At 70.8% G+C, this 4,402-nt stretch carries 5 protein-coding genes; 1 reads left to right on the plus strand and 4 read right to left on the minus strand.

Features of this window, described 5'->3' with window-relative positions; translation table 11 throughout:
* Positions 1-582: ATP-dependent dethiobiotin synthetase BioD (gene bioD, locus AC1DP0_RS18595; RefSeq protein ID WP_478087324.1), on the plus strand; the 582-nt coding region annotated here is incomplete at its 5' end.
* A 35-nt stretch (positions 583-617) separates the two neighbouring features.
* Here the strand turns inward: bioD and cimA are convergent.
* From cimA to AC1DP0_RS18615, 4 genes are all read right to left on the minus strand, one after another.
* A complete protein-coding gene (gene cimA, locus AC1DP0_RS18600) occupies positions 618-2,198 on the minus strand; it encodes a citramalate synthase (protein WP_478087326.1) in 1,581 nt (526 codons plus the stop codon).
* A gap of 317 nt (positions 2,199-2,515) precedes the next feature.
* Entirely contained in the window at positions 2,516-3,241 is a 726-nt protein-coding gene (locus AC1DP0_RS18605) for a gamma-glutamyl-gamma-aminobutyrate hydrolase family protein (RefSeq protein WP_478087328.1), read from the minus strand.
* A gap of 34 nt (positions 3,242-3,275) precedes the next feature.
* On the minus strand, positions 3,276-4,043 hold the full coding sequence (locus AC1DP0_RS18610; RefSeq protein ID WP_478087330.1) for a 3-oxoacyl-ACP reductase: 768 nt from the start codon (positions 4,041-4,043) through the stop codon (positions 3,276-3,278).
* Positions 4,044-4,097: 54 nt separating this feature from the next.
* The coding region (locus AC1DP0_RS18615; protein WP_478087332.1) for an aldehyde dehydrogenase family protein at positions 4,098-4,402 on the minus strand (305 nt) is incomplete at its 5' end.

Below are 4,402 nucleotides of genomic sequence, written 5' to 3' on the forward strand. Positions count from 1 at the left end.
CCCGGCGACATGGCCGAGGTCGAACGGCTCACGGGTGTGGCAACGGTCGAGGGGGTGCGTCTCGAGGCGCCCATGGCGCCGAGGCCGGCGGCGCGTCTCCAGGGCGCCGGGCTGCCCACCCTGGCGGACCACGTGGAGCGCGTCGCGTCGCTGGTCGCATGCCACGACCTCGTCGTCGTCGAAGGCGCGGGAGGGCTGCTCGTCGAGCTCACCGATGCAGGTGAGACCCTGGCCGACCTCGCGTCTGCCCTTCCCGACAGTGGGGTGGTCGTCGTCGCCCGGAGCGCGCTCGGCACGCTGAACCACACGATGCTGTCACGAGAGGCCTTGTCGCACAGAGGGATCCGACAGCTTGGCCTCGTCATCGGTTCGTGGCCGGACGATGCGGACGTCATCGAGCGGACGAACCGCGAGAAGTTCGAGGGGTTGCCCGAGGGACTCCTGGGCGCGATCCCGCGGGGCGCACCCGGGATCCCGGTCTCGAGGTTCCTGGCCAGCGCGCCCGCCTGGCTGCCCGGACTCACGCGTCGCCTCCTCCCGAGCGCGCGTGGCGCGTCGCCCACCGTCACGCCGACGAGCTGACCGCCGGCTGACCTCGCGCGGGCGCGGCGAGGGGTTCAGCGTCTCGGGACCCCTTGACGGAGCAGGCCGTGCACGATGCCGTCGGTGAGGGCCCGCCACGACGCGGCGAGGATCGAGCCGGCGACGCCGATGGTGTCCCACGACGTCTCGCCGTCCGAGGTCTCTATGAGCACCCGCGTCACGGCGTCGGTGCCGTGCGACGCGTCGAGGATGCGCACCTTGAAGTCGATGAGCTCGATCTTCTCCATCTCGGGGTAGGCCCGGGTCAGGGCCTCACGCAAGGCGTGGTCGAGGGCGTTGACCGGACCGTTGCCCTCACCGGTGGCGATGAGGCGCGCCCCGTCGGCACGCAGCTTGACCGTCGCCTCCGAGGTGGCGTCGCCCTCGCCCGACGAGTCGGTGATGACGCGCCACGACTCGACCTCGAAGTAGTCGGTGCAGCCGGGCTCGAGCGCCTCGCGGAGCATCAGCTCGACGGTGGCGTCGGCGGCGTCGAAGGTCCAGCCCCGCAGCTCGAGGGCCTTGACCTCGGCGAGCACGTCGGCGACCACATCGGGGCGGTCGGACAGGTCGAGACCGGCCTCGCGCGCCTTGAGCTCGATGCTCGCGCGGCCCGCCATGTCGGAGACCAGGGTGCGCATGCCGTTGCCGACGAGATCCGGGTCCATGTGCTGGTACAGGTCCGGGTCGACCTTGAGGGCGCTCGCGTGCAGGCCGGCCTTGTGGGCGAAGGCGCTCGCGCCGACGTAGGGCTGGCGGCTGTAGGCGGGAACGTTGGTGACCTCGCTGATGGCGTGCGCGATGTGCATGGCCCGGGCGAAGGCGGCCGGCTCCATGGCCTCGAGGCCCAGCTTGAACTGCAGGTTGGCCGCGACGGTGATGAGGTCGGCGTTGCCGGTGCGCTCGCCGTAGCCGTTGACGGTGCCCTGCACGTGGGTGGCCCCGGCTCGCACGGCGGCCACGGAGTTGGCGGCCGCGCAGCCGGTGTCGTTGTGGCAGTGCGCGCCGACCCGGGCCCCCGTCGAGGCGATGACGTCGGTGACGACCTCCTCGACCTGGTGCGGGAGCATGCCGCCGTTCGTGTCGCACAGCACGACGACCTCGGCGCCGGCCTCGTGGGCCGTGCGGACGACGGACAGGGCGTAGTCGCGGTCGAGGCGCCAGCCGTCGAAGAAGTGCTCGCAGTCGACGAAGACGCGGCGGCCGTGGGCGACGAGGTGGCCGACGGTGTCACGGACCATCTCGAGGTTCTCCTCGAGCGTGGTGCGCAACGCCCGCTCGACGTGGCCGGTGTGCGACTTCGCGACGAGGCACACCACGGACGCCCGGGAGTCGACGAGCGCCTGGACGAGGGGGTCCTGCGCCGCGACCCCGCCCGCCCGACGGGTGGCCCCGAAGGCGGCGAGGGTCGCGTGGCGCAGGTCGAGCTCGGTCCGGGCGCGCTCGAAGAACTCGGTGTCCTTCGGGTTGGCGCCGGGCCAGCCACCCTCGATGAAGTCGACCCCGAGATCCTCGAGCAGCCCGGCGATGGCGAGCTTGTCCGACACCGAGAGGTTGAGTCCCTCCTGCTGGGCGCCGTCGCGCAGGGTGGTGTCGTAGACGTGCAGCGCTTCCATGACCGTCATTGTCCTTGATCTCGGGGGTTCGGCCGACCGCCTGGTGCAGGCGGGCCGACGCGGGTGTGGGTGGCGTCCCGGTCTCTTCTCGTGGTCGCGGCGGCCGGGGTGGTGGCCTTCGCGGTGTCTCCGTCGGGGTGTTTCGGGAAACAAAAAGACCCCCCAGGGTTGGGAGGTCTGCGCGACGAGGGGTGCTCGTCGCGCTATTCGATAATGAGGGTGCCGGTGGGCACGGGGCGCTTCATCACACGCTCACGCTAGGGCTCGCGATACCCCGGCGAAACACCGCGTCCGGATGGTGGACCCGGAGGCGCTGGTCACGACGGTCGCCGACGTCGGCTCACGGCCGCCTCGACGAGGGCCCGGAAGAGGCGCGGGTCGGTGCCGACCTCGGGGTGCCACTGGACCGCGAGGCGGAAGAAGGCATCCGGGTCCTCCATCGCCTCGAGCGTCCCGTCGTCGGCCCACGCCGACGCCGCGTAGCCGGGGTGGGTCAGCACCGACTGGTGGTGGTAGCTCGGCACGTCGGCCTCCTCACCGAGGATGCCGGCGAGTCGCGTCCCGGCGACGGTCCGCACGGGGTGGCTGCCGTACGTCGCCGGAGCGGGCGAGTGGTCGTGGTGACCGACGCGGTCGGGCAGGTGCTGTTCGAGCAGGCCGCCTGCCGCGACCGCCATGACCTGCATGCCTCGGCAGATCCCCAGGACCGGCAGGTCGGTCTCGGCCGTCGCCCTCGCGATGGCGAGCTCGGTCGAGTCCCGGTCGGGCCTCGAGGCCTGCACCGAGGCGTGGCGCTCGTCGGCGTAGAGCTCGGGCGCCACGTCGACCCCACCGGCGAGGATGACGCCGTCGAGGCGCTCGACGATCTCGAGCGCCGTCCCGTCATCGAAGTCCGGGCGTGGCGGGATGACGATCGCGATCCCGCCCGCCTCCTCGACCTGTCGGACGTAGCGGTGCGGCACGAGGGCCCCGGGCACATCCACCCAGCGAYCCCACGACGCCCGCTCGACGTAGGCGGTGATCCCGATGACCGCACGACCCATGACGACGACCTCCTGCTCCAGCCTCCCACGCGCCTCAGAGCGGGGTGACGTACGCGCCCGAGATGCCACCGTCGACGAGGAACGTCGAGGCCGTCATGAAGCTCGACTCGTCGGAGGCGAGGAAGAGCACGGCGTTGGCCATCTCCTCCGGCTCCCCGAAACGCCCCATCGGGACGTGGACGAGCCGGCGCGCGGCACGCTCCTCGTCCTTGGCGAAGAGCTCCTGGAGCAGCGGCGTGTTGACCGGCCCGGGGCACAGCGCGTTGACGCGGACACCCTGACGGGCGAACTGCACTCCGAGCTCGCGGGACATCGAGAGGACACCGCCCTTGCTCGCGCTGTAGGAGATCTGCGACGTGGCCGCGCCCATCACGGCGACGAACGATGCCGTGTTGATGATCGAGCCCTTGCCCTGCTCGAGCATGTAGGGCAGGGCTGCCTTGCAGCACAGGTAGACCGATGTGAGGTTGACCTCCTGCACCTTGCGCCAGGCATCGAGGTCGGTGTCGAGGATGGAGTCGTCCTCGGGCGGGCTGATACCCGCGTTGTTGAAGGCGATGTCGACCGAGCCATAGGTCTCCTTCGCCGTCCGGAACAGCGCGTCGACGTCCTCCTTGCTCACGACGTCGGCGCGCACGAAGGTGGCGCCGACCTCGTCGGCGATGCGGGTGCCGTTCGTCTCGTCGAGGTCACCGATGACAACCTTCGCGCCCTCCTCGGCGAACCGCAGCACCGTCGCGAGACCGATGCCCGAGCATCCGCCCGTGATGACCGCGACCTTGCCGTCGAGCCTGCCTGCCATGTGGATTTCCTTCCATCCCAGTGAAATGCGTGTCAAGTGTGTGGTGACTGACCGTCAGTCGGTCGAGATGAAGACGTTCTTGACCTCCGTGAACGCGTCGAGCGCGTCGGGCCCGAGCTCGCGTCCGATGCCGCTCTGCTTGAAGCCGCCGAAGGGTGTGGAGTAGCGGACGCTGCTGTGCGAGTTGACCGACAGGTTGCCGGCCTCGACGCCGCGCGCGACGCGCAGGCCGCGTCCCAGGTCGCGCGTCCAGATGGACCCCGAGAGGCCGTATGCCGTGTCGTTGGCCTTGGCGATCGCGTCCGCCTCGTCGTCGAACGGCATGACCGCGACGACCGGCCCGAAGACCTCCTCCTGCC

The organism is Terrabacter sp. P5_B1 (assembly GCF_056400505.1).